Source organism: Massilia sp. Masssp93 (assembly GCF_059491295.1).
Genome location: NZ_CP168502.1, coordinates 2,123,121 through 2,147,414 on the forward strand (window position 1 = coordinate 2,123,121; position 24,294 = coordinate 2,147,414).

Genomic DNA, 24,294 nt, shown 5'->3' on the forward strand with positions numbered 1-24,294 from the left:
GAAGCGGAAAGCGCTTATGGTAGCACCGATTGCCCTGCCGGCAACACCGGCCGTCCCGTCAAACGCCGGCCTGCGGCATGCCGCTCCATTCGCGGGCGAAGGCGCCGCGGAAGTCCGTCAACGCGGCCAGCCGCGCCTCGGCGAGCGTGCGGCCGGCCACCGTCTGCATCATGGCGGGCAGGCGTGCCAGCTTGGCCTCGATGTGGTCGAGGGCATAGGCTTTGTCGTCGAGCGGACGGTCGTGCGCGAGCGGATCGCCGCCATGGGCCAGGGCGCTGCCCATCCGGCCCGCGATGTAGAACATGCGCGCCAGGCCCACCATGCCGAGGCCGTCCAGGCGGTCGGCGTCCTGCACGATGCGCGCCTCCAGCGTCGTCGCGGGCACGGCCGCGGAAAAGCTGTGCGCCTCGATCGCGTGGGCGACGCCCGCCAGTTTATCGGCCGGAAAATCGAGCGCGGCCAATCTCTCGCCGGCCAGTTCCGCCGACAGGCGCGACGCCACGCTGCGACGCGGATCGTCCTTCGGCACGTTGACGAGATCGTGCAGATAGCAGGCCGCCAGCACGACGAGCGCGTCCGCCTGCGGGTAATGCGCCAGCAGCGCCTGCGCATTGCGCCACACGCGCTCGAAATGGTTCAGGTCGTGGGCGCCGTCCGGGCCCTGTTCCGCGACCGCGGCGGCGGCCAGTGCGGCCAGGCGCGCCTGCCAGGCGGCGAGTTCAGGAGGACGTTCGTAGTGCGTCGTCTGCATCGGATTCGTCGAAGGAAAAGTTCGCGAGCGCGCGCTGCGACAGCGCGTCCGCATCGGTGTTCTTGTGGCGCGGCACCCAGCGCAGGCGCACGTCGGACAAGGCGGCCAGCAGCGTGTGCACGCGGCTGCGGTAGGGCGCCAGCGCCGGCGCGGCGTACAGGTCGGGGCCGGCGACGTCGTCGATCACGACCCGGCTGTCGCCATGGATCGTGAGGTCGCGCGCGCCGTGCGCGACGGCCGCTTCCAGCAGCGCGATCAGGGCGCGGTATTCGGCCTCGCTGCTGTTGCCGTGGCCGGCCGGGCGGGCGATCTCGACCCGGATGCCGGCGGGCCCGTCGAGCCGGGCGCCGATGCCGCAGCGGCCCGGGTTCGGCTTGGCGGAGCCGTCGAACCAGCCGCGCCAGGCGCTGGGCGGGCCGTCGTGGCGGGCCGCGCGGCGCGCGTCGGCGGCGGCTTTCCCGGCGGCGCGGGCGGCGTCGCGTGCCGCCTGGGCGGCCAGCATGCCGGTGCGCGCGGCGACGAGGGCGGCGAGGCCCTGGGTGCCGGCCGCTGCTTCCAGGGTGCGGCGCAGCGCCTGGTCGGCCGGCAACCCGGCGGCCCGCGCCAGGCGGCGGCTGGCGGCGCGCTCGGCTTTATAGGCGATCCGGTCCAGGTCAGGGAAGTCGTTCATGCCGTGAGGATACCTGCTTTTCGCTGACGTCGTGTCCGCGAAGAAAAACAGCACCGGGCGGTGCTGTTTTCATGGTGCATCAACGGCGGTAGGGATTGTCCGGCCGGTGATCCCGGCGGTTCGGCACGCCGTCGCCGTCGCGGTCGCGGTCGTAGCGGTTCGGCACGCCGTCGCGGTCTTCGTCGTGGCGCCGGCCGCCGCGTTCGTAGCGGTCGGGGACGCCGTCGCGGTCGCGGTCGCGGTAGTAGGCGCGGTCGCCGTAGTAGCGGTCGCCGCGGCGCTCGAAGCGGTCGGGCACGCCGTCGCGGTCGCGGTCACGGCCGTATGGCGTCCACGCGGCCGGCTGCATATACCAGCCGCCGTTGCCCTGATACCAGGCGGGCGCGCGGTAGGCATAGCCCGGACGCTCGACCACCCAGAACCCCGGCGCCCAGACGTGGCGGCGGCCGTTCCATTCCCAGTGGCCGGGCGCCCACACATAACCGTGGCGCGGCGCGGGGACGCGTTCGTACAGCGGGGCTGGCGGCGCGGTACCGATGTAGAGGCTGACATTGCTGTAAGCCATCGAAGGGAGAGGTGCTGCGGCGGCGCCGATGGCGATCAGGGCGGCAAGAGTGAGGCGTTTCATGTTGGTCTCCAATCCGGACTGCGGATGAAACCAATATAGCGCGGGGTGCTGCTGCATTCAGCAGTTGAAGCAGATGCTTACATCTGAAACAGATTACGTCGAGGAACGTGCGGACGGCGGCGCGGGCGCGCGGCCGTCCACGGTGCACGTCATGCGCGGCTCCGCACACGTTCCAGCGCCAGCATCTGCTGTTTTTCGACCGGCGTCAGGCGCTTGGCGGTGACGTGTACGACCGGGATGCCGGCCGTCGTCGCGTAGACCGGGGCGGTCGCTTGCGCGGGCTTGACGCTGTCGGCGGCGACGCTCGCGACGCCGGCCAGGCTCAGTGCGACCAGGAAGGCGGCTTCCATGTGTTTGATGACGTTCATGATGTTCTCCTCGGGGTGGTGGGTGGATGAAGCATTTGTCGATGTGTGTACTGTAGCCACAAGGCTTCCCGGTCTCCAGCGGCGTGCGACGGACCGCAAGAAACGCGGGATGAAGCGCACGAAATCGCGACCGGCGTGCCGTTCGTTTCACCCGCCCCCGGCTAGGTGCGCACGGGCACAACAGAGGGGGAATACCGATGATCGGAGCGCTCGTCGAGGCCGTTGCGGCAAACCGGACGCGCTGGCGGCGCGCGCGCAACCTGCGCGCCGCCAGCGCCCGCCGGCGCCCGCGCCCGCGCGCGCGCGCGTGGCCGGCCCGGCACCGCTGCGCTGGCTCACGGCCGGCTGCGTGCTGATGGCCGCGGCGGGCGCCGTCCTCATCGTCGTGCACGCGCGCTGGCTGGCCGCGGCCGGCGCGATTGCGCCCGGCTACGGCGCGGCGCGCTTCCAGTCCGTGCTGCCGGGCCTCGCGTTTACCGTGCCGCAAGCCGAGGGCGCAACGGTGCGCACGCGCGGCGCGGCGGCGCTGCTCATCCTGTCCGGCATGCGCGCCGGCCCCGTGCACCGCGTCGACCTGTGCGGCCAGCTTGCGGACCGCACGCGCCCCGGCCGCCTGCTGCCGCTGCGCATCGGCTGGACGTTCGCCGACCTGGCCGGCCTCGAAGCGCCGCGCAACGTGCTGCTGACCGACCGGCCGATGCCGCGCGTGCGCATCCGGCGCGGCGCGGCCGTCGATGCGCCCGACCTGAGCCTGCGCTGGGACGGCCAGGCGCAGTGGCTGGCCGCCGGCGCCGGGCCGGTGGGCGGGGCGACGGGCCAGGCCGCGCTGCGCGGCGACGGCTGGCTGACGTGGCAGGGCGGCGCGCTGCGCCTGCAGCGCCGGGCGAGCGGCGCGTGTCCGCTGGCCGGCGAACTGCTCGTGCAGCTCTATAGTGCGGCGCCCGCACGGCGCGCCCTCGTCGTCGCGCTGCCCGCGGACGGCCCGGCCGTCGAGGCGCTGCTGGCGCCGGGCGACTATCGCGTGCCGGCGGCGTCCGCGCCGGCGCTGGAAGACGAGCAGTTGTTCGCGCAACTGAGCGCCCGCGGCCTCGTGCGCCTCGGCGCGAACGGCCTGGCCGAGCTGGCCCCGCCCGACCTGGCCGCGTGGCGCGCGGCCGGCAAGACGCCGTGGGATGGCGTCACGCTCGACGGCGACGCGCTGCGCCTGCTGGAGCGCCTGTACCGCCGCGCCGACGGCGATTTCGTGCGCGAGCAGGTACGCATCTTCAATGCCGAACGGCGCCTGCTCGCCTGGCGCGTCCTCGGCGCGGACGCCGCGAGGATGCCCGGCACCTGGCGCGCCGCCGCCCAGCTGGGCGCGGCGGCGCCCGCGCCGGTGCCGCAGGCGGGCGACAAGCCCCCCGCGATGGCGCGCCAGTTAGCGCGGCTGCCGCCGGGCTGGGCCCCGTGGCAGCGCGTGGACGCGTGGCCGGCGGGCGCCTTTGCTGCGCGCGTGCACCTGCATCTGGCGGCGCCGGCCCGTGCCGGCGACGGCATCCGGCTGATGCTCGCGGGCCGCCTGCGCCATGTGGCGGGCGCGCGGCTGCGTAGCGATCCGCAGCCCGCTTGCGACGGCCGCGCGTGCGGTGCGCCCGACGAGGTGCAGGTGCTCGACCTGCTGCCGGACGCGGGCGCCGGCGAGATCGTGCTGGACGCCGACCCGCTGCCGCCCGCGGCCCTCGCCACGCCGGGCGATGCGCGCTACCGCCACCTCGTCGTGCGCGCCGGCCGCCTCGCCTGGCAGGCGCTCGGCCCGGCCGCGGCCCGCGCGCCGGCGCCGCTGGCCGACGTCGTGCTGGCGGACCGCACCGGCGTCCCGCTGTGGCGCGCCGGCGCCCCGACCGATGCGGCGCGCGCGGCCGGCCTGGCGACCTTGCTGGGCGTACGGGCGAACCAGCCCGGCAGCGTCGCCGCGATGCTGGGCCGGCTGCCGGGTGCCCATCACGCGGCGCGCCTCACGCTGGACGCCGGCCTGCAGGCGGCCGCGCAGGCCGCGCTGGAGTGCATCGCCATGCGCCGCGGCCGGTGGGACGGCGCGGCGTGCAGCGGCGCCGGCGCGGTGCCGGCGGGGCGGCAGGCGGGCGTCGTCCTGCTCGACACGGAGACGGGCGCCATCCTCGCGGCGGCCGGGGCGGGCATGCCGGCGGTGGACGCCGCCAACTGGCGCGAGGCGCGCGACTTCGACCGCGTCGACCCGGCCGCGAGCCCGCTGCGCCTGCCCGCGCTGCAGCACGACGGCGGCGCGGAACGGGCGCCGGGGTCGACGTTCAAGATCGTCAGCGCCCTCGGCCTGGAACTCGCCGCGCGCGCCGACCAGCAACTGGACGCCTTGCTGGACGGCCTGCCGCTGGCCGGCATCAACGCCGTGGCGCGCGCGCGCGGCTTCGCGTTCCGCACCGACGCGCCCACCTATCCGCTGGACGGCCGCGCCCACATCACGAACTTCCGCGACCAGGGCCTGGATCGGCGCGCGCACGACGGCCGGCTCGGCGTCGCGCAGGCGCTGACGTACAGCCTGAACACGTGGTTCGCATGGATGGGCGAGTTGTCGGACCGGAGCCTGCGCGGCCGGCCCGACGGCGGCGTTCCCGACCTGCAGCCATTGGCGCCGGATGCGCTGGATGCGGTGCGGCCGATCGTCGCGATGGCGCGCCGGCTCGGCTTCGGGCAGGCGCTGCGCCTCGACGGTGGACTGCTGCCGGCGGACTACCCGTGGTCGGCATGGGATGCGCTGCAGGCGACGCCGGCCGGCATCGACCCGATCCACACGCGCCACGAGCTGCGCCAGATGGCGATCGGGCTGCGCATGCAGGCGACGCCGCTGCAGATGGCCCTCGCGGCGGGCGCCGTCGGCCAGGGGCGGGTGATCGTGCCGCACTTGCTGGGAGAGCTCGACGGCGTGGCGGCGGCGCCCGTCGCCGGGCCGGCGCTGGGCGTGCGCCTGGACCGCATCCGCGCCGGCATGAAGGGCGTCGTCGACGTGGGCACCGCATCCGGCGCGTTCCGTGCCCCGGAACTGGCCGGCATCCGCCGTGGCCTGTCCGGCAAGACGGGGACGGCGCCGGTGGGCGACGGCACGCTCGCCACGGTCTGGTTCACGGGCTGGCTGGAGCCGCACAGCGTGCCGGGGCAGGACCACCGCCTGGCCGTCGCCGTCTTCGTCAGCCGCTCGGAAGCGACCGGCGGGGCGCACGCGGCGCCCGTCGCGGCGGCCGTGCTGGGCGCGCTGGCCCGCCGGAATCCGCCAACGCGTTGAATTAAGGGGTATTTTCCACTCAGCTGCGCGCCTCCCCGGTGTGGTTCTATGGCATCATCTATTACGGTCCTGTCATTGGGGATCGAGCCATCGAAGAGGATTTATGCGTTTGCCGGGGACCCGGTACCAGGAACCGGGGTGGGAGGAAGTGCGCAAATTGCTGGGACAGTGCTCGCTCGTCGCACTGCGCGGCGAGGGCGGCGCGCGCCCGGACCGGCTGGACGACTACGTCGAGTGCATGGCCGCGCAGCTGCTGGCCCAGCGCCACGGCGCCCGCGCCCGCGCGCCCGCCAACGGCTACGGCGACACCGTGTACGAGCTGGCCGTGGCCCTCGTCGTCGAACTGCGCGCCCGTCCGGCCGACTGGGACGCCTTGTGCGCCGCGCTGGCCGGCCAACCCGCGGGCGACGCGCTGCTGCGCAAGAAGGTGAACGATATGTTTGCCGTGCTGCGCGACCGCGTCGACGCCGACAATTACCAGGCCGCCTGCGGCCGCCCCTGCAGCCCGAACCGCATGTACGCCTACCGCATGCTGGATACCGCCTACCACGACGTGGCGCGCCTGTTCGCCGGCTGGCGCGCGCACCGGGCGCAGGTCGGCGCCATCCTCGGCCGCGCGATCGACGACGGCGCCGCGCCCATCGAAGTGCGCCAGCTGCGCACCATCGCGGACTGCCGACCCGAGTGGGTGTTGCGCTGGAGCGCGTCGCTGGAAGCGTTCGGCGGCGGCCCCGGGCCGCTGCACACCCGCTCCAAGCGCTTCGCGAGCCTGAAGACGAGCCCCGACAAGATCGCCGCCATGCTGCGCGAGATCGGCGACTACGAACAGTTGTCCGCGAACCGCGACCAGGACTGGCTGCAGGACCTGGACGACGCCTCGGTCTGGGTCGAGGATTACTGGCGCGTGCTGCAGGAATCGGACAGCGCCGCCACGCCCGGCCCGGACCGCATCCTCGAGGCGCGCCAGGACGCGCTCGACCTGGAAGAACCGGAACCGGACCCCGTGCCCCCCGAGGCTCCGGCCGACCCGCGCCTGGAAACGCTGGCCCTGAGTGTTTCACTGCCCCCCGGCTATCTGCGGGAGGCGGCAGCGGCCGCGCCGGCGGACGGCCAGGCCGCGCGCCTGCTGGCCGCCGACGGCCTGCCCGTGCGCCTCGCCGTGTTCGCGCGGCTGCTGGGGCAGGACGACGACGTCTATCCGGACGCGTGGCGCGACCCGGCCACCGGCGCGCTGCCGACCATGCAGCAACTGGCGGCGCTGGCCGAGGTCTCGCTGCCGACATTGCGCAAGCGGCGCGACGCGGCCATCGCCCGCCTGGGCGCGGCCATCAACGACAAGCGAGGAAGCGATGCATAGCGACGACACCACCTCCCGCCGGCTGCAGGAAGCCCTGCTGCTGGAGCGCCGCAGGGCCGGCGACCGGCTGATGCTGGACGACGCCACGCTGGCCGCCGCGCTGGACGGCAGCCGGCCGCTGACGGCGGGCGAGCGGGCCGCGCTGCAGGCGTCGCCGCTGACGGCGCGCCGGCTGCGCCATCTGGCGCTGGAACGGCGCGCGGCGGCCGTCGCATGGCGCGGCAGCCGCGGCGTGCTGCGCGCGGCCAGCAGCGGCACGCCGGCCGCCCTCGTCACCGAAGACGGCTGGTGGACGCTCCATTTCGTGGACGCCGGCGGCGCCTGGCGCGCGATCCTGCAACTGGCGCCGCAGGCCCCGTTCGCCGAAGCCCTGCTGGTGGCGCGCGCGCCGCTGCGTGTGGCGGACGGCGCCGGCGCCACGATCCTGGCCGCGCAACTCGATGCCGACGGCGAGTGCGAGGCCCCGTGGCCGTTCGCGGCCGCGCCGGGCGACCATTTGCAGGCGCACGGCGCCCGCTTCACCGTCGAACCGCTGGAGGCGGACACACCATGATCCCATTCTTCAAGCGCGCCGCACCCGCCCACGACGCGTGCAGCCTCGGACGCACGGCCGTCGCGGTGCCCCTGCAGCCCGGCTGCGGCACGCCGCCGGGCTGCCCCATCGTGATCGTCGACGCCGACGGCCGTCCCCGCCGCGCCACCACGCCGCCCGGCAAGAAGGTCGAGCTGCGGCCCGGCGAACTGGCGTGGGCGTTCCACCCGGGGCCGTACACGATCGCCATCGTCCCGTTCGCGCAGGCGCCCGAGATCGGCCTGCGCACCACGTTCGCCATCGACCCGCTCGACCCGGCGCCGGCCGGCAAGCGCTTCGACCTGTATCTCGCGGCGGAAGCGGACGGCCGCGTCGACCTGGCGGCGCTCTGCGCCGCCGTCGAGGGCGCCGTGCGCAGCGCGCTGGAGCAGGGCGCGCTGGACCTGCCGCCGTGTGCCGACATCGACGAGTGGAACGCGTTCCGCCTGGGCCTGAACCAGTTGCTGTACCTGCGTTTCGGTCTGAGCGTGGACGATTGCGTGCCCGTCGAGCTGGACGACGTCGATTACGCGGCGCAGCTGGCCGCCCGCGCCGCCGGGGGTGCCGTCGCCGTGGCCCCGGCGTCGGTCGCCGAACGCGTCGAACCGGCGCTGGCCGATGCGAAGGCGCTGCGCCGGATGTTCCTGGAACTGCCTTGCCTGATGTGCGGCCTGCGCCTGGGCGCGCTGCCGTCCGGGCAGGACCAGTTCCGCCAGCAGCAGGCGTTGTTGCAGCGCCTGGACCGCCTGTCGGTCGAGATCACGACGATGCCGGCGCTGGTGCTGGCCGCGCCGGGCCAGCCGCTCGCCATCGACGACCAGTTGCGGCGCATGCGCCACAGCCGCCGCGCGACGGTCGCGCTGGACGAGGCGTGGGCGCTGCTGGCCCGTCTCGACGGCGCCGACAAGGACGAAGGCGATGCGCGGCTCGCGGCGCTGTACGACGAGGCCGAGCGCATCGTCGCCAACCTCGAAGCGGAATGCGCCGGCCGCCGCGCCGTGCACGCGGCGAAGGAGCCGGCATGACGGCCCCGCAGCAGGCGACCTGCCGCAGCCGCCTCGCCGACGGCACGCTGCTCACGGTGACGGCCACGCGGCGCGAGCGCGCCGGCCGCGCCGACGTCAAGTGCACGGTGCCGGGCGACCCGCAGCGCGCCGAGCGCTTGCAGCAGGCCGTGCGCCTCGCGCGCCACACGGAAGCGAAGATCGACAGCCGCGACCAGGTCGTGCTCAGCGCCGACCGCGCACCGTCCGGACGCGACTGCGAACTCGCGTTCGTCCTGGCCGACCGCATGGTGCGCGGCGTGTGGCATGGACGCGGCGACGTGGTCGCGAACGGCTGGTCCGACGCGTGGCAGCTGGGGCGAGTCGACGGCCACGACGTCGCCGACGCGTCGCCGGACGCGCTGCTGGGCGGCCCGGACGGCCTCGCGCACCTGGGCCAGCTGGACGGCCACCCCGATCCCGGCGCACGCGTGTCCAGCGCACGCGCGTGGTTCCCGCTGCACAGCGGCGGCGACGGCGACGCCCTGGCATGGGTCGAGGTGAGCGTCCATCCGCTGGCACCGGATGCGGAGCGGGTGGACGAGGAACAGACGATTGCCGTGCCGGGTGCCGATGCGGCGCGCCAGTCGGCCGTGCGCCAGGCGCTGGCCGGCGCCCGCCATTTCGACGGCCGGGGCCTGCACCGCTGGCGCACGACGGTGCGATTCGGCGCCGCCGGTTTCGCGGGCCGGTCGTACGAACTGGCGCTGGTGCTGGCCGACCGCATGGCGCGCGGCCGCGAATTCGTGCCGCGCGCGCGGCTGCTGGCGACCGGCTGCTCGGATGCCTGGCACGTCGGCCGCGTGGACACGGTCGACGGCCTCGCGCCGAAATGCGCGCTGCTGCTGCGCGAGGCCGGGCCGGGCGACCGGATCGTGCTGCCGCATGCGTGGCGCGACGGCTTGCCGCTGGGGTTCGCGGACGACGTCCGCGCGCGCGGCGCGAGCGTCGCCTGCGTCGAGCGGATCGGGATCATTTGAGGTAGGCTTTGCGCGTGGGCGGAAACGGGAAGGAGTCGATGATGTTGCGGATGTTCGGATTAGGCGGTGCCAGGTGCCCGCGCTGCGCGCAGGCCCACGAGGCGGCCGACGGCTATTGCGCCGGCTGCGGCCTGATGCTGGGGACGCCGCGCCATGCGCCCATGCTGGTCGAGAACCGCTGGGTGCCCGGCCCGGACGAACTGGCCGTGTTCTTCGGCGTGCGCGCGCTGTCCGGCGTGTTCGTCAAGACCTTGCGCGTGCCCGCCACGGCGCGCGCCTATATCCTGCAGGGCGAGGACGCGACGGAAGTGCCGCAGGGCGAGTACGAGATCGAAGGCTTCTTCACGCGCCTGAACCACCTGCTGCGCGACCAGCATGCCGAGATCCTCGTCACGCGCAGCAGCGCGCTTCCCGTCGAATTCGAGCTTGCCGGCCTGCGCAGCGCGGAACACCTGGAGGTGTCGGCGCGTCTCGCGCTGTCGGTGCGCATCGAGAGCGTGCCCGCGTTCGCGCGCTACTTCATGACGATGCCGGGCACGGTCAAGGCGGACCAGCTGCGCGAACTGCTGGCGCAGCCGGTGCGCCAGCTCGCCGCCGAATTCGTCGCCGCGCGCTCGCTGCGCGAGATGGCGGGGCAGCGCGAATTGCGGCCGGAACTCGACCAGCACCTGCAGGGCGGCCTCGCGACGCTGCTGGCCGACTACGGCCTGGGCCTGGTGCGCGTGGAGACGCTGGCGCTGCGCCACGACCGCTTCGACGCCAACCGCGCGCGCATCGGCAGCCTGTGGCTCGCCGCCGACGAGCAGCGGGTGAAGGTCGAGCATGCGCGCCAGCTGGACGAGTTGTACACGGAAGACGAGTGGCGCCGCATCGCGCGCGAGGAAAGCGAGGCGCGCCTGGCGCACCGCCGCGCCGAACTGCGCCAGGGTGCGAGCCTCGAGCGCGCCGACATGACCCTGCAGAACGCCGAGCGCGCGCAGGCGATCCGCGCCCGCGAGATCGAGCTGTATGGCCGCATCGTCGCGGCCCGGTCGCGCAAGCAGGCCATCGAGCGCGGCGCGCAGGATCTCGTCGCGGAACTCGAACACGAACTGGCGCAGAAGCGCGGCGCGCGCGCGGACCAGGAAACGGAATGGGCGCACCTGCGCGAACTGGCGGCCGTGCGCATGCGCGAGGAAGTGGCGCTGGCGCGCGAGGACGCCGCGCAGGCGCGCACCGTCGCGGCGCAGCGCTTCACGCACCAGTTGCTGCAGCAGCAGATCCGCAACAAGATCGAGCAGGCGCGCGGCATCGAGGACGCGGTCCGCCAGCGCGCGGAACTGGCGCGCCTTGCCGCGGCCGAGGAAGACGCGGCGCGCCGCATGCGCGCGATCGACGCGGAAGAACACGCGGGCCGCCTGAAACTGCTGGAGCTGGCGAATGCCGCGCGCCGCCGCGGCGCCGAGCGCGCGCTGGAATGGGACGACGCGCAGGCGGCCGCGCGGCTGCGTGCGGCCGAGCGGGGCGAATCCGTCGATGCCGAGACCGTGCGCCAGCGCGTGGAAGCGCTGCGCCGCGACAGCACGCAGGCCGATGCGCTGGCCCAGCACGAAAAGCTGTTGCGCACGATCGCGGCCGACGCGGCGCTCCAGCGGGCGGCGCTGGACGGCGAGCAGGCGCGCGCCGCGCTGCAGGCCGACGCCGTGGCCGCCGAGCGGGACCACGAGCTGCGCCGCATGGAGGCGCTGGGCGCCGTCGACGACGCGACCAAGCTGGTGCTGGCGGCCAGCCCGAACGCGGCGCTGCTGGCGGACGTGCTCAAGGCGCGCACGCAGGCCGGCATGAGCGCGGAGCAGCTGGCGGCGCTCGCGTCGGTGCCGCCGCAGGAGGCGCTGCGGCTGGCCGAGGAACACGTGGCGCGCGAACGCGAACGGCGCGACGCGGAGCTCGAATGCGAACGGCGCCACCAGCTCGACCTGCTCGCGTTGCAGAACGACGTGAACAAGGCCGCGCTGGCCACGCAGGCGCAGTTGGGTTCAGGCCTGATCGCGGGCGCCGCGGCATTGGCGCACGGCCAGGCGTGCCGCCACGCGGACGCGCAGGCCGGCGACCGTTTCTGCGGCAGTTGCGGCGCGCCGCTGCCGGCGCGGGGATGATGCAGACGGCCATCGACAAGCTGCGCGAACTACGCGCGCTGCACGAAGACGGCCTGTTGAGCCGCCAGGAGTTCGACAGCCGCAAGAATGCGATCCTGGACGCGGCGTATGCCGTCAACCCTGCCGCCGACTCGTCCGCGAACGCCGAGGCGCCCGCGCGCGCCGGGACCGAGATCGGCCTGATGGCCACGCAGGAAGTGGGGCCCGCGCACCGCCGCTATCGCCTCGAACGGCTGATCGCGCAAGGCGGCATGGGCGAGGTGTGGCAGGCGACCGACCTCGCCACGCACGCGGAACTGGGCCACAGCGCCCAGGTGGCATTGAAAATCCTGCCGCCGCGGCTCACGGAAAATTCGCTGCACGCGAAGCTGCTGATCGAGGAAGCGGCCCGCGCGCGCCAGCTGGCGCACGAACACATCGTGCGCGTCTACGACTGGGCGCAGGACCCGGCCACGGGCAGCTATTTCATCATCATGGAATGCCTCGAAGGCGAAGACCTCGACACGCTGCTCGCGCGCGAAGGCCGGCTTGCCCTCGACCGCGCGCTCGACATCCTCGCGCCGCTGGCCGATGCGCTCGACTACGCGTGGGAGCGGCACCACCTCGTCCACCGCGACATCAAGCCCGCCAACGTGTTCCTCGCGCGCGGCGGCGACGTCAAGCTGCTCGACTTCGGCATCGCGGCGCGGGCACGTGCCGGCGGCCTCGCGCTGGAGGCGCCGGCCAGCTCGGGCACGGCCGGCTATCGCGCGCCCGAGGCCGGCGGCGGCGGCGTGGCGGGCGTGCCGGAGCGCGGGCTCGACGTGTATGCCGTCGCCGTCATGTTGTACCGGATGCTGGCGGGCGCGTTGCCGGCGCATGCCGGTCCGGCGCGGCCGGACGGCGTGAACGACGCCCAGTGGGACGTGCTGCGCGCGGGATTTGCCCCCGAACCGACGCGGCGTCCGGCCAGCGTGGCGGAACTGCTCGCGCGCCTGCGCGCCGCGCAGGGACCCAGCGCGGACGAGCTGCGTGCCCGCGCGGAAGCGGAACAGCGTGCGCAGGCCGACGCCACCCGCGAACGCGCCGCGCAGGCCGCGCGCGACGTCGCGGCGCGCAAGCTGGCGGAGGCGCGCGCCCAGGCCGAGGCGGCCGCGAAAGCCCAGCTGGACCGCCAGCGCCGCGAACACGAACGGGCGGCGAAGGCGGCGGCCGAAGAGGCGCGGGCGGCGCGCAAGGAAGCGCTGCGCCAGCAGCTCCTCGAGCGGCGCGCGGCGGAAGCGGAAAAGGCGCGGCTGGAGCGCGAGGAGACGCAGCGCAAACTGGCCCAGGCCAAGGCGGCGGCCGTGTATCTCGCCGAGCAGAAGCGCGCCCGTCTCGAGGAAGCGGCGCGCGCCCAGGCCGTCCTCGAGCAGCTGCTGCCGACGCCGGCCAGTCCCGTCGCCGATACCGAGGGCGTGCTGCGCGACCGTTTCGAAGGCGGCGAGAGCCGCGGTCCGGAACTCGTGCTGGTGCCGACCGGACGGTTTCAGATGGGTTCACCCGAACACGAACGCAAAGTGGCGATGGAGGCGGGCTCGCAACCGGGCTGGCTGGCGCGCGAATTGCCGCAGCACTGGGTCGGCATCGAGAAGCCGATCGCGATGGGCCGCTATCCCGTGACGGTCGGCGAATGGCGCCTGTTCGTGCTGGCGACCGGCTGGCGCACGAGCGGTGAAGTCGACTGGGACGCGCCCGGCTTCGCGCAGACCGACCGCCATCCTGTCGTCGGCGTGAACTGGTTCGATGCGATCCGCTACGTGCGCTGGCTGTCCGAGGCGACCGGAAAATCGTACCGCCTGCCCAGCGAGGCCGAATGGGAGTACGCCTGCCGCGCCGGGACGAAGACGGCGTTTTCGTTCGGCGACACGATCACGACGGAGCAGGCCAACTACGACGGCAACTTCACGTACAACGGCAGCCCGCGCGGCGCGTACCGCCGCGGCACGACGCCGGTCGGCATGTTCGCGGCGAACCCGTGGGGCCTGTTCGACATGCACGGCAACGTATGGGAATGGGTGCAGGACGTGGTGCACGACAATTACGACGGCGCGCCGCTGGACGGCAGCGCGTGGGACGAGGGCGGCGACCAGGCCCGCCGCATCCTGCGCGGCGGCTCGTGGCTGTACAACCCGCGCTATCTGCGCTCAGCCTTGCGCAACGGTTTTTCGGCCGCGCTGTCGAACGACATCGTCGGCTTTCGCGTCGTGCGCGACCTGATGTAAGCGGCCCGGCACGATACGAAGCAGCAACTCCACGGCAGTGACATAATGAAAAGGCACGCGGGCGAGGCCGGCCGTGCCGTCCGCGTCCTGCGCGTCTTGCGCGCATTTCGGATACGAGGAGGTTGCCATGCGCATTCCCAAGGACATCCAGATCCCGTTCATCGTGCTGTCGCTGGAGGCGGTCCTGCTGACCGGCGCGGCGCTGATCTTCCTGATACTGCGCCCCGGTTGAGCGGGAAACTCAGGCGTCCAGCAGGCGGGCGGCCGCGCGTCTACGGTCGCCGGCCTGTCTTGGCTCGTCCTCGCGCCCGGCCTGGTCTTCCGGCCGCGCCCGGCAGGCGAAGCGCACCCGGCCCGTGAAGCGGGCGAGGCGTTCCAGCACGGTGGCGGGACCCAGCGCCGTTTCCTGGCCGGTTCCCGGGTCGAGGTGCCAGAAGCCGCCGTCGCGGTGGAACAGGATCGGCATGCCGGCCGCGCGGGGCAGCGCGGCGCCGCTGTTCGGTTGCGGCTCGACGCCTGGCGCGAACAGCATGAAGCACTCGGCGGCGCCGCCGGCGTCCACGCGGTGCAGGGTCAGCGCGTGCGCGTGCAGCGCGGTGACGACGAACGTCACCACGCCGCGGATGCTGGCCGTCAGTTCGATGCGCATGCCGAGCCGCAGCGGCACCGGCGCGTGCTTGCCCGGCCAGGCGCCGTCCAGCAGCAGGCCGTAGCGCGACACGTCCTCGATCTCGAAGCCGCCGCGGGCCGGCCGGATGACGGCGTGGCGCGCGGACAGGCGGCGCGTGAGGCCTTGCCGCTCCGGGCCGTGCTCGCCGTAGTGTTCGAGCAGCAGGTCGCAATCGGCGTCGCCGGGTTCGTGGCGGCCCAGCACGCATTCTTCCAGCGCGAACAGGCGCACGTGGCGATGAAAGCCGGCGTCCGGTTCCGCGTACACGAGGCAGGCGGCGCTCGCCGGGCAGGGATGTGCCGCCCGTTCGGCCGGGAGGTCGATTTCGATCAGGTCCTCGTCCCAGGCGATGGTCGGCAGGGCGACGGCCACCTTGCCGCCGGCGTTCGCATCGAGGGTCAGCTGGGCGATGGAGGCATTGCGGGCCTGGATGTCGATGTCCATCGCGCCGCCGCCGGCCAGGCCGTGCACGCGGGCGATGCCGGCGTCGTCGGCGCTGATGCGCACGTTCTTGTGCGTCGCGAGGAAGGTCTGGTGGATCTCGCCCAGCGAGGCGTCCGGGCGCGGCACGAGCAGCACGAGCGTCGCCACCCAGGTGCGCGCCGCGGCCGGGTGGGCTGGGTCGCGGGCATGCAGTTCGAGGTCGATGCGGTACTGGCCGTGTTCGCGGCCGCGCGACGAGAATTCCACGAACACGGGGCGCCAGTCGCCGCGCAGGGTGCGGCTGAATTGCTGGCGGCCGCCGTCGTCCGGCAGCAGTTGCGATTCCAGTAACAGGGTCAGTTGCGGCGGCACGTCGTCCGGCATGCCGCGCAGTTCCAGCTTGATGGCCTGGCGGCCGCCCGCCGCGCGCGGATCGAAGCCGCTCACGTGCAGGTGCGGACGGGGCGCCGGCCGGATGGCCTCCGGCATGTGCGCCGGCGCGCCGCCGGTCCGCACGCGTTGCAACAGGTCGAAGCTGGAGCCGAGCAGGTCCGCCGGCCCCGGCGCCTGCCGGTGCCCGTGCGCGCACACCGGCTCGCCGGGGGCGACCCAGACCGTGCAATGCGGGTGATCGGGACTGCTGCAACGCTTCATGGGCGGTTATCGGCTCGGCAGGTGACGCTGCGGACGGGGTGTTCGGGCCTCAGCTTACGCGATTGTAGCCGAGCGCGGCGCGCGGAATTCATTGTTGAGCAAGACTTTTTTCCAAAATGCATCATTTACAACATCATGCGCCGGGCAGCGCCGTCTCGTCGCGCGGGCCGCCGCCGGGAACCCGCAGCAGGATCGCGCTGACGTTGTCGGGATAAAAGAACGCGGCCGGATGGGCATCGTAGGCGGCCAGCAGGGTGCGCAGCATCGTGGCGGCGTCGGCGCCGCCCCCCAGCAGTTGCGGCCACTGGCGCACCCAGCCCTGCGGGTCCGAGCACGACCACAGGCCGTCCGTCGCCAGCAGGTACGATGCGCCGGGGCGCAGTTCGACGGGACGGCGGTCGGCCAGGCGCCACAGCCAGGCCGGCAGGTTCAGCGGCGACAGTTCGAACAGCGGATCGTTCAGCCGCGCCGGATCGGCGAACGCGTTCCCGAGCAGGAAGGCCTGCGCGACCTGGGGCCGGTGCTCGCCGTGGACCTGCTGCCACCAGTCGGCTTCGCCCAGCAGGCCGGCCATCGCATAGGCGGTGGCGGGCACGTGGTCGACCGTCAGCGGCGTCGCCCGCTCTGGCAGGATTTCGTACAGGCGCGAATCGCCCACGTGGTACAGCAGCGGCGTGTCGCCGGCGCGCAGTTCCAGCAAGGTCAACGTCGTGCCGGGGCGCGCGCCCGGCGCATCGGCGAAATGGCGCTGCAGGTCGGCGTGCAGCGTGTCCAGGCGGCGCGCCAGTTCGGCGGCGCCGGTGCATGGCGGCATGGCGAGCAGGCCCGCGACGACGGCTTCCGCCGCTTCGCGCCCGTGGCCGTGGCCGCCCATCCCGTCCAGCACCGCGAGCCGGGCGTGGCCGGCGCGCCAGCCGGGCAGGCGGCGGCGCTGCACGGCCTGGTCCTGCAGCCAGGCCGCGTTGCCGTCTTCGTCGATCAGCAGCAGATTGTCCTGGTTTTCCGCGCGCAGGCGCGGTCCGGCGCCCAGGCGCGAGCAGGCGGCGACGTCGAGCGCGGCGAAGCGCAGCCCGGCAATCCAGGCGTCGGCGGGAGAAACGGCGGGGGACGATGTCGGCATCTCCATACTGTAACCGGAAATGCCGTTTCGCCAAGCGTCGATCAGATGGGGTTTTTCCGCTTACCTGTCACTAACACGGCCGCGTTCACGAGCACGCAGGCGCCGGCCGCCGCCATCGCGCAGCGCACGCCCCAGGCATCCGCGACGCGGCCCCAGAACAGGCTCCCGGCCGTGTAGCCGCCCGCCATCACGACGAGGTAGATCGCCAGCGTGCGGGCCCGCACGTCGGCCGGGAACGACAGCTGGGCGGCCGCGTTCAGGGTCGACACCACGGCCGACCAGGCCATGCCGCCGCACACGATCAGCGGGATCAGGAGGGTGAGCGTGTGCAGGAAGGGCATCGTGGCCAGCATCGCGCCGTACACGGCGAGCGCGCCGGCCAGGATGTTGGTCTTGTCGACGCGGGCGCGGATCGCGGGCAGGCAGAACGCGGCGACGACGGCGCCGCCGCCCAGGCTGCCCATCAACGTGCCGAACACGCTGGCGTCCATGCGCAGCACGTCGCGCACGAACACGGGCAGCAGGCCGGCGAACGCGATGGTGGCGAAGAACACGGTCGCCACGTTGCGCAGGATGCGCCGGTAGCGCGGGCAGCCGAACGCCGTCGCCAGGCCTTCGCGCAGGCGCGCGCCGTAGCCCGCGCAAGGCCTGGGCCGGCCGCCGTCTTCGCGCCACCAGGCGCGGTACACGGCCAGCAGGCCGACGAACGAGACGGCGTTGACGAGGAACAGCGGGCCGGGGCCGATCCACTTGAACAGCACCCCGCCCAGCGCCGGACCGAGGATCGCGGCCGTGTTGTACGACAGGTTGTTGAGGGTCGCCGCCGCTTCCACTTCGTCCGGCTCGACGAGACCGGACATCGCTGCCTGCCACGCGGGCCACATGAATGCCGAGCCGCAGCCGAGACAGAAGAGCACCGCCAGCACGGCGGCATGGGGCGCGTGCCCGGTCGTCACGAGGGCCGCGAGCGTGCATGCGCAGCCGGCCATGAACAGATTGCAGAAGAACAGGAACTGCGGCCGGTGCACGGCATCCGCGACGACGCCGGCGAACAGCGCGAACAGGAACACAGGAATGTAGGTCGAGGTCTGCACGAGCGTCGTCGTCGACGCCGAGTGCGAGCTGGACGCGATCAGCCAGGCCGACGCGAACGTCTGGATCCACGTGCCGAGGTTCGAGACCAGGTTGGCGCACCACAGGCGCCGGTAGCGTGCATGGCGCAGGGGCTGCGTCAGCGGGACTCTTTGCCGGGCCGGGGCCGGCGTCTGGGCATGGGGCGGCGCGGCGGGGGCGAGGCGGAATTTCGTCATGAACCCAGTCTACGGGCGCGCCACGGCCGGGTCAACGCGGCGGCGGGACTTGCCTGCGTTTGCCCCGCCGGTGCGGGGTTTTCCCAACGTGACGTTTCGACAAGCCCCGCGCGGCCATGCTATCTTGGCGTTTTATCCGCTGTCCTTCGCGCACATGCAGATCCGTCCGTTCGAACCCGCCGACATCGATGCCGCCGCCGCCGTGTTGCGGCGCGCGGCCGAGACCTTCATCCTGCACGAGGCCGCGCCCGACGACGGCGCGGCCTTCCTCGCCCTGCACGACGCGGCGGCCCTGCGCCGCAACCTCGACGCCGGCTTCGTCTATCACGCGGCCGTCGTGGACGGCGTGCTGGCCGGCTTCATCGGCATGCGCGGCGGCACGCACCTGTACCACCTGTTCGTGGACGCGGCCTACCAGCGGCGCGGGATCGCGCAGGCCCTGTGGCATGCGGCGCGCGCCGCGGCGCTGCAGCCGGGGCATCCGGGCGTCTTCACCGTCAACGCGTCGAACGTCGCCGTGCCGTTCTACGCGTCGCTCGGCTTCGAACGGACGGCGCCCATGCAGCCGGACTCGGTGCCCTACAACCCGATGCGGCGCGTCGAAGCCGGATCAGCGGCCCTCGTCGATCCGGCGTAGCCACAGGCTGCTGGCCCAGCCGTCCACGGCGCGGCCGTCGGCGCGGGCGCGCACCTGCCACCAGTCGCCGTCCGTCGCACCCGTCGCGGTGACGATGGCGCCGGCGCGCAGCACCCGCACGCGCACGGCGCGCACGCCGCGGTCTTCGCGCAGGTTCAGGTCGGCCGCGACGCGGTAGCGCGCGCCGGCCGTCGGGCCCACCGCGGCAACCGCCGCCGTCCGGACAGCCGCCGTGGCTTCGAGCGGCGCGGGCGCGGACGGCAGCAGCGCCGACAACAGCATCCCGAAGACGAACGTGCCGCCGCCCAGCACCGCCAGCGCCCGCGCGTTGGGCCGGCGCCACCACGCGCGCGGCGTGCACCACGCGGCCAGCACGAGCGTGATCGTGAACGCGAGGCCCCAGGCGAGCCAAGGGGCCAGCCACGGGGCCAGCCAGGGCGGGACGGCGAAGGCGGCGAAGTCCATGCGCGCCTCAGGCATCGAAGCGCAGCACGTAATGGCCGGCGACGAGGTGGTGGCCGGCCGGCAGGCGGTAGGGCTGCTCGGGCGTGGCGGTGTCGATCGCGGCGACGAAGGCCAGCTGCTCGTCCAGGTGGTACAAGGCCTGCGTGGGCGACAGGCGCGCGATCAGCCAGCCGTCCGGCCCCGCTTCGAAGCTGAACGCGTCGCGCGAGAGGCCCAGCCGGTCGGCGCTCGACGGCGGCGTGCCGGCCGCGTTGCGCACGAATCGCGGCGAATCCAGCAGGCGCAGCGCCGCCAGCATGGGTGCACCGCGGCCGAACGTGAAGCGCGCGCCGGGCGCCACCGGCAGCGCCGGCGGCTGCGGCAATAGCAGCAGGGCGCAGTAGCGGTCGGCCAGCGCGGGGGGGCACGCGGCGAGTTCCACGCGCGTGCCGTCGACGGGGCTGAAGCTGGCCGGCACCGCGATCCGTTCGCGGCCGGCGGGCGTGATCGCCTGCAGCTCGTCCTGGTCGTCGACGGCGAAGCCGATGATGGCGTCCTGCGCTTGGGCCGCGGGGACGAAGGCGCGGTTCAGGCCGATCTCCAGCACCTGCGCGCCCGTCTCGCGGTAGCGCGACAGCCGCGGCAGCGCCAGCGCGGCCCGCCCCACGCGCGGGCGCGGCACGGGCGCATAGGTCGCGTCCGGCGGCGCGCCGGCCGGCTGCGGCGCCGGGTCCCGCGCCAGGGGTACGGCTGTCAGTTCGGAATCCAGCACGGCGCGTGGCTTCCAGACGGCGGGACGGGCCGGCGCCGCCGGGGTTTTCGCGACGGCTGCCGGCGGGCGCGCGGTGGCGGCCGGCCGCGCCGGCGTCACGCGCAGCAGCAGGCGCAGCGCGGCGCCGCTGGCGTCCACCGCGCCGCGGCGCGACTTGATCGTCCAGTAGCCGGCCGCCGCATCCCAGTTGCAGTCGAAGGCGTCCTTGGGCCGCACCTGGACTTCCAGCGGCGCGTCCGGGCCGTCGTTGATGAGGAGGACTGCGCCTTCCGCGCCGAACGGCCAGCCCGGCGCGGCGTAGGTCGCTTCGTGCTCGTCGTGGCCGATGAGGGTTAGGCGCTGGTTCGGGTAGATGGCGCAGACGGTCTTCCACACGGCGCTGTCGCGCGATACGGCGACCGTGTACTGCACGGCTTCGCCCGCCGCCGGCAGGTAGACGGCGTGGCCGAACTTGACCTCCACCTCGCCCGGTTCCAGGCGGTCGGCGCCGACGACGTGGTAGCGCACGTCGTCGCCCTGCAGCAGGTCGCCGAAATCCTTCTGGTGCAGCGCCGCCAGGCCTTGCGCGAGGTCGCGCACGCGGGCGCCGCGCGTGAGGTGGCGGTCGTCGTCGACTTCTTCCTGCGGCAGCATCAGCGTGATGTGGGAAAAGCAGCGGACGGCGGCGCGGCCCCGTTGCTCGCGCGGCGTGCGTTCCAGCAGGTCGCGCAGCAGCGGGCGGCGCGCGAACAGCGCCAGGCCCGGCGCCTGCCAGATGGCGTGGGCGTCGAAGACGTCGCCCACCTTGCCTAGGACTTCATGTTGGACGTAGACCGGCATGATTCGTTCTCCTCTAAAGATTGGCTGCTGGCGGCAGCGGCACCTAGCAGGGGGCAGATGAAAAACAGCAGGTGCGAGCCGCCCGCCGACAGGAAGCTCATCGGCTGGCCCATCACCGGGAAGATCGCGAGGTTCGTGCCCCACGAGAGCAGGAAGTGGCCGAACGCGAACGCGGCGCCGCCGGCCAGGAAAAAGCAGCGCAGGCGCGCGAGCCAGGCGACGCGGTAGTCGCGTGCGTCCCTGGCGGCCAGCCAGCAGCGCACGGCCAGGCGCAGCACCGCCGCGAGGAACGCCGCCTGCAGCAGCCACAGGCCGACGGCAGCAAGCAGGCCGTGTCGCTGCAGGAAAAAGGATGCGGCGAAGTCGTCCTGCACGGCCGGGATGCGCAGCGCGAAGCCGGGAGACAGGCCCAGGTTCGCCACGCCGAACGCGCCGTCGGCGCCGCGCCAGCCGCCTTGCGCGATGGCGCGGGCGCCCAGCAGCAACTGCTGTCCCGTGTGCGGATGCGTGCCGGGATCGAGCCAGACGAGGAAGCGGTCGGCATAGAAATCCCAGCGCGCGATGCCGTCCGCGCCGACGCCGCGCAGCAGCGCCACGGCCAGCACGGCAGCGCCGCCCACGCACGCGAGCGCGAACGCGGCGCTGCGGCGGCGCGTGGCGAGCGCCTGGGCCAGCATCATCGTGCCGGCCCACAGCGCCAGCAGCACGAGCGGCGAATAGTCGTCGACCTGCACGAGCGCGACGCCGAGCAGCAGCATGAACAGCAGCGCGGGCGCCGCGAGCCGCAGGCCGCGCCGCCATGCGCCGCCGGGCGCGGGACCGTCCGCGCAGGCGAGCGCCAGGCAGTGGGCGGACAGCGCGGCCAGCGCCAGCTTGGCGAATTCCACGGGCTGCAGGTCGAACACGCCGGTCTCGTCGCCGTACGCGACCTGCAGCAGCAGCGCGAGGAGCGCCGCGCCGGTCAGCAGCAGCAGCGCCAGTTCGATGCGCGCCTGGGGCAGCGGCCGCGCTGGCCGTACGAGCCCCGCCAGCGTGGCGGCGCCGCAGGCCAGCGCCAGCAGCGCCGCCGTCTTGTGGAAGTGGCGCAGCCACGCGGTGTCCGGCGCGCCCAGGCCCAGGTCGAGCTGCGCCAGCAAGCCGAGTGCCAACAGCGGCAGCGCGGCCGCGAGGACGGGGTCGAGGCGGCGCGGCGCCAGCAGCGCGAACGCCAGCGCGGCCCACGCGGCGGCCAGGCCGACGCCCGCACCGGGCGGCGCGCCGCTGCGCTGGAGCCAGAACAGCACGACGCCGGCGCCGGCCAGCAGCAGGCCAGTGCCGGCCGCCGCGCCGGCGCGCAGGCGCATGCCCGCGCGCGCGCCGAGCGCCGTCGCGAGCGCGCCCGCGCCGGCGAGGCCGAGAACCACCAGCAGCGGCACGCCGGCCTGCGCCGGCAGGTCCCACGGCGCGCGCCGGGTCCACGTCCACGTGACGCCGGGCGGCAGGCGCGGCGCCGCGTCCGGATACAGGGCCACGTGGCCGGCGGGACGCAGGCGCAGCACGTCGCCGTCCATCGCGAGCAGCAGGCGCGTGCGGCCGGCGACGAGCGTCCGGCCGCCGTCGAGGCGCAGCGGCCGTCCGGCCAGCAGCGCAGCGTGGCCGTCCTCGGTCAGCAGCACCGGGACGGATGGCGCGGCGGCCAGCACGAAGCCGTCGTTGCCGCGGCCGCGCGCGATGGTGGCGGCGGGCGCCGGCAGGCCGGCGACGGCGATGCGGTTGCCGCAATCGAGGTTGCCCCCGAAAACGAGCGGGCGGCCGAAGGCGAGCATGCCGGGCGCGATCCGGTTCCACAGGCCGGCCAGGCGCGTGCCGATGCGCGCGTCCGGACAGGCCGGCTGCGGCCGGCCGTCGCGGCGCAGCAGGGCGCCGTCGTAGCGCCATGTCGTGCGGCCGGCGGACAACGACACGGCGTCGGCGTCGGCCGCGTCGACGTCGATGCGCAGGGCGCCCGGCTGGAATTGCTGGCCCGGGCGCAGCACGACGCTGCCGCTGCGGCGCCGGCGCTCGCCATCCTGGACGAGCAGCGTGCCGCCCGCGCCGTCGGCGGCCGCCCACCAGCTGCCGTCCGCGGCGCGGCGCAGTTGCAGCCGGCCGCCGTCGTCGGCCGGCGCGCCGAGGGCGGCGTGGTCGAGATCGAGCGCCGCGCCGCGGGGCAGCACGACGGCCACGCGCGCCGGCATCCACGCGGCCGGGGCGCGCAGCAGTGCGAGCATCTGCAGTGCGCACAGCGCGGCCAGCGCTGCCCCGGCGCACACGCGCGCCGTGCGTGACGATGCGGGCGTCATGCGGCGCTCCGCCAGGCGCCGGGCGCGCGGTCCAGGCCCTGTGCCGCGCGCGCGATCAGGCGGCTGATCTCGAGCGCATGGCGCGGACGCGCGTCGGGACGCGGCGCCAGCAGCGCGCGCAGCAGGACCAGCAGCGCATCGTGGTCGGGTGCGGCTGCGCGCGCGAGGAACAGTGCGGTCTCGTCGGGCGCGAGGATCGCGGGCGGTGCGCCCAGTGCGCCCGCGCCGGCTGCGCCGTGCGAGCGGTAGGCGTCGGCGCAGGTGGCGCAAAAGCGCAGCGGGATGCCGGCGACGAGATAGTAGAGCAGGGCGCCCAGAGCGAAGTAATCGCTGCGTGCGTCGGTCCGGTAGCGGCCGCCGGCGTCGGGGAAGAATTGCTCGGGCGCCTGCCAGGCGGCCGTGCCGGCGTAGGAATGGGCGGCGCTGTCCAGCAAGGGACGGTTGGTGCCGAAGTCGGCCAGTTTCAGCACGCTGCCGCGCGCGTCGACGAGCAGGTTGGCCGGCTTGAGGTCGAGATAGCGCCAGCCGTACTGGTGGACTTTCGCGAGCGCGCCGTTGACCTGGGCCACCCAGGCCAGCGCGCGGTCGGCGCCGGGGCTCGCGCCACGGCTGCGCAATGCCGCCAGGTGGGCGGCCAGGTCGCCGTCCAGCAATTCCAGCGCCAGCGCGGGCAGGCCGTCGTGTTCGCCGCTGTCGAGCAGGCGCACGATGTGGCGCTGGTCCCACGGCTGCAGGCTGCGAAGGAATGCGATCTCGGCGTCGAAGCAGGCGCGCCAGGCCGCGCGCTGCGGCGGCAGGGCCAGGTCCATCTGCGCGCGGTTGACGAGTTTCACGGCCGCGGGCAGGCCGTCCAGTACGGACTCGGCGCGCCAGACCTGGCCGTAGCTGGAACCGCCCAGCGGCGCCAGCAGGCGCCAGGCGCCCGCCGTCAACGTGATGATGTCGCCTGCTTCGACCATGTGTCCTCCCGCGCCGGCGGCCGGCTGCCGCTTGCCGGGGATTAGCGGGGGGAGGGGAAAAGCCGGTCCGATGTGCCGTGGCGGTCTGTGTTAATCTCGCCCGTATTGCCGGTTTTGCAAGGGG

19 protein-coding genes are annotated in these 24,294 nt (G+C 74.1%); 8 read left to right on the forward strand and 11 right to left on the reverse strand.

Annotated elements, in window-relative coordinates; translation table 11 throughout:
• Positions 1–58 precede the first annotated feature (58 nt).
• The 4 genes from ACEN9Q_RS08890 to ACEN9Q_RS08905 form a co-directional block, all read right to left on the reverse strand.
• On the reverse strand, positions 59–751 hold the full coding sequence (locus tag ACEN9Q_RS08890) for an HD domain-containing protein (RefSeq protein WP_495628102.1): 693 nt from the start codon (positions 749–751) through the stop codon (positions 59–61).
• Entirely contained in the window at positions 720–1,421 is a 702-nt protein-coding gene (locus ACEN9Q_RS08895; RefSeq protein ID WP_495628103.1) for a ribonuclease HI family protein, read from the reverse strand. Before ACEN9Q_RS08895 ends, ACEN9Q_RS08890 begins: the two co-directional genes overlap by 32 nt.
• Positions 1,422–1,500: 79 nt before the next feature.
• Positions 1,501–2,049 carry a YXWGXW repeat-containing protein gene (locus tag ACEN9Q_RS08900; protein WP_495628104.1) on the reverse strand — a complete coding sequence of 183 codons (549 nt, stop codon included), beginning with the start codon at positions 2,047–2,049 and terminating at the stop codon, positions 1,501–1,503.
• Between the two features lie 149 nt (positions 2,050–2,198).
• On the reverse strand, positions 2,199–2,417 hold the full coding sequence (locus ACEN9Q_RS08905; protein ID WP_056445649.1) for a hypothetical protein: 219 nt from the start codon (positions 2,415–2,417) through the stop codon (positions 2,199–2,201).
• Between the two features lie 307 nt (positions 2,418–2,724).
• Between ACEN9Q_RS08905 and ACEN9Q_RS08910 the strand changes: the two genes are divergently transcribed.
• The 7 genes from ACEN9Q_RS08910 (at position 2,725) to ACEN9Q_RS08940 (ending at position 14,041) form a co-directional block, all read left to right on the forward strand.
• Entirely contained in the window at positions 2,725–5,712 is a 2,988-nt protein-coding gene (locus tag ACEN9Q_RS08910; protein ID WP_495628105.1) for a penicillin-binding transpeptidase domain-containing protein, read from the forward strand.
• A gap of 103 nt (positions 5,713–5,815) precedes the next feature.
• Complete coding sequence (locus ACEN9Q_RS08915; RefSeq protein ID WP_495628106.1) at positions 5,816–7,069, forward strand: hypothetical protein; 1,254 nt, start codon at positions 5,816–5,818, stop codon at positions 7,067–7,069.
• Entirely contained in the window at positions 7,062–7,622 is a 561-nt protein-coding gene (locus ACEN9Q_RS08920; RefSeq protein ID WP_056445659.1) for a hypothetical protein, read from the forward strand. The genes ACEN9Q_RS08915 and ACEN9Q_RS08920 overlap by 8 nt, the downstream gene beginning before the upstream one ends.
• Positions 7,619–8,665, forward strand: a complete 1,047-nt coding sequence (locus ACEN9Q_RS08925; RefSeq protein ID WP_495628107.1) for a hypothetical protein — start codon at positions 7,619–7,621, stop codon at positions 8,663–8,665. The genes ACEN9Q_RS08920 and ACEN9Q_RS08925 overlap by 4 nt, the downstream gene beginning before the upstream one ends.
• Complete coding sequence (locus ACEN9Q_RS08930) at positions 8,662–9,663, forward strand: hypothetical protein (protein WP_495628108.1); 1,002 nt, start codon at positions 8,662–8,664, stop codon at positions 9,661–9,663. The genes ACEN9Q_RS08925 and ACEN9Q_RS08930 overlap by 4 nt, the downstream gene beginning before the upstream one ends.
• Before the next feature lie 50 nt (positions 9,664–9,713).
• The gene (locus ACEN9Q_RS08935) at positions 9,714–11,798 is read left to right on the forward strand and encodes a coiled-coil domain-containing protein (RefSeq protein ID WP_495628109.1); all 2,085 of its coding nucleotides are present in this window, start codon (positions 9,714–9,716) and stop codon (positions 11,796–11,798) included.
• Positions 11,795–14,041 carry a bifunctional serine/threonine-protein kinase/formylglycine-generating enzyme family protein gene (locus ACEN9Q_RS08940; protein WP_495628110.1) on the forward strand — a complete coding sequence of 749 codons (2,247 nt, stop codon included), beginning with the start codon at positions 11,795–11,797 and terminating at the stop codon, positions 14,039–14,041. Before ACEN9Q_RS08935 ends, ACEN9Q_RS08940 begins: the two co-directional genes overlap by 4 nt.
• Before the next feature lie 241 nt (positions 14,042–14,282).
• Here the strand turns inward: ACEN9Q_RS08940 and ACEN9Q_RS08945 are convergent, their stop codons facing one another.
• The 3 genes from ACEN9Q_RS08945 to ACEN9Q_RS08955 form a co-directional block, all read right to left on the reverse strand.
• The gene (locus ACEN9Q_RS08945; RefSeq protein ID WP_495628111.1) at positions 14,283–15,788 is read right to left on the reverse strand and encodes an FHA domain-containing protein; all 1,506 of its coding nucleotides are present in this window, start codon (positions 15,786–15,788) and stop codon (positions 14,283–14,285) included.
• 133 nt (positions 15,789–15,921) lie between these two features.
• Complete coding sequence (locus ACEN9Q_RS08950) at positions 15,922–16,908, reverse strand: PP2C family protein-serine/threonine phosphatase (protein ID WP_495628112.1); 987 nt, start codon at positions 16,906–16,908, stop codon at positions 15,922–15,924.
• Positions 16,909–16,949: 41 nt separating this feature from the next.
• Positions 16,950–18,218, reverse strand: a complete 1,269-nt coding sequence (locus ACEN9Q_RS08955) for an MFS transporter (protein WP_495628113.1) — start codon at positions 18,216–18,218, stop codon at positions 16,950–16,952.
• 124 nt (positions 18,219–18,342) lie between these two features.
• Here ACEN9Q_RS08955 and ACEN9Q_RS08960 point away from each other — a divergent pair, with 124 nt between their 5' ends.
• The gene (locus ACEN9Q_RS08960) at positions 18,343–18,855 is read left to right on the forward strand and encodes a GNAT family N-acetyltransferase (RefSeq protein WP_495628114.1); all 513 of its coding nucleotides are present in this window, start codon (positions 18,343–18,345) and stop codon (positions 18,853–18,855) included.
• Here ACEN9Q_RS08960 and ACEN9Q_RS08965 read toward each other — a convergent pair.
• Genes ACEN9Q_RS08965 through ACEN9Q_RS08980 form a run of 4 tightly spaced genes read right to left on the reverse strand, consistent with a single transcriptional unit; the run spans position 18,829 to position 24,170 of the window.
• On the reverse strand, positions 18,829–19,320 hold the full coding sequence (locus ACEN9Q_RS08965; RefSeq protein ID WP_495628115.1) for an SH3 domain-containing protein: 492 nt from the start codon (positions 19,318–19,320) through the stop codon (positions 18,829–18,831). The two genes, ACEN9Q_RS08960 and ACEN9Q_RS08965, sit on opposite strands and share 27 nt — an antisense overlap.
• 7 nt (positions 19,321–19,327) lie before the next feature.
• A complete protein-coding gene (locus ACEN9Q_RS08970; protein ID WP_495628116.1) occupies positions 19,328–20,890 on the reverse strand; it encodes a hypothetical protein in 1,563 nt (520 codons plus the stop codon).
• Positions 20,860–23,211: an FtsW/RodA/SpoVE family cell cycle protein gene (locus tag ACEN9Q_RS08975; protein WP_495628117.1), complete on the reverse strand. Its 2,352-nt coding sequence runs from the start codon at positions 23,209–23,211 to the stop codon at positions 20,860–20,862. Before ACEN9Q_RS08975 ends, ACEN9Q_RS08970 begins: the two co-directional genes overlap by 31 nt.
• Positions 23,208–24,170, reverse strand: coding sequence for a protein kinase domain-containing protein (locus ACEN9Q_RS08980; RefSeq protein ID WP_495628118.1), 963 nt, complete (start codon positions 24,168–24,170; stop codon positions 23,208–23,210). The genes ACEN9Q_RS08975 and ACEN9Q_RS08980 overlap by 4 nt, the downstream gene beginning before the upstream one ends.
• Between the last annotated feature and the right edge of the window lie 124 nt (positions 24,171–24,294).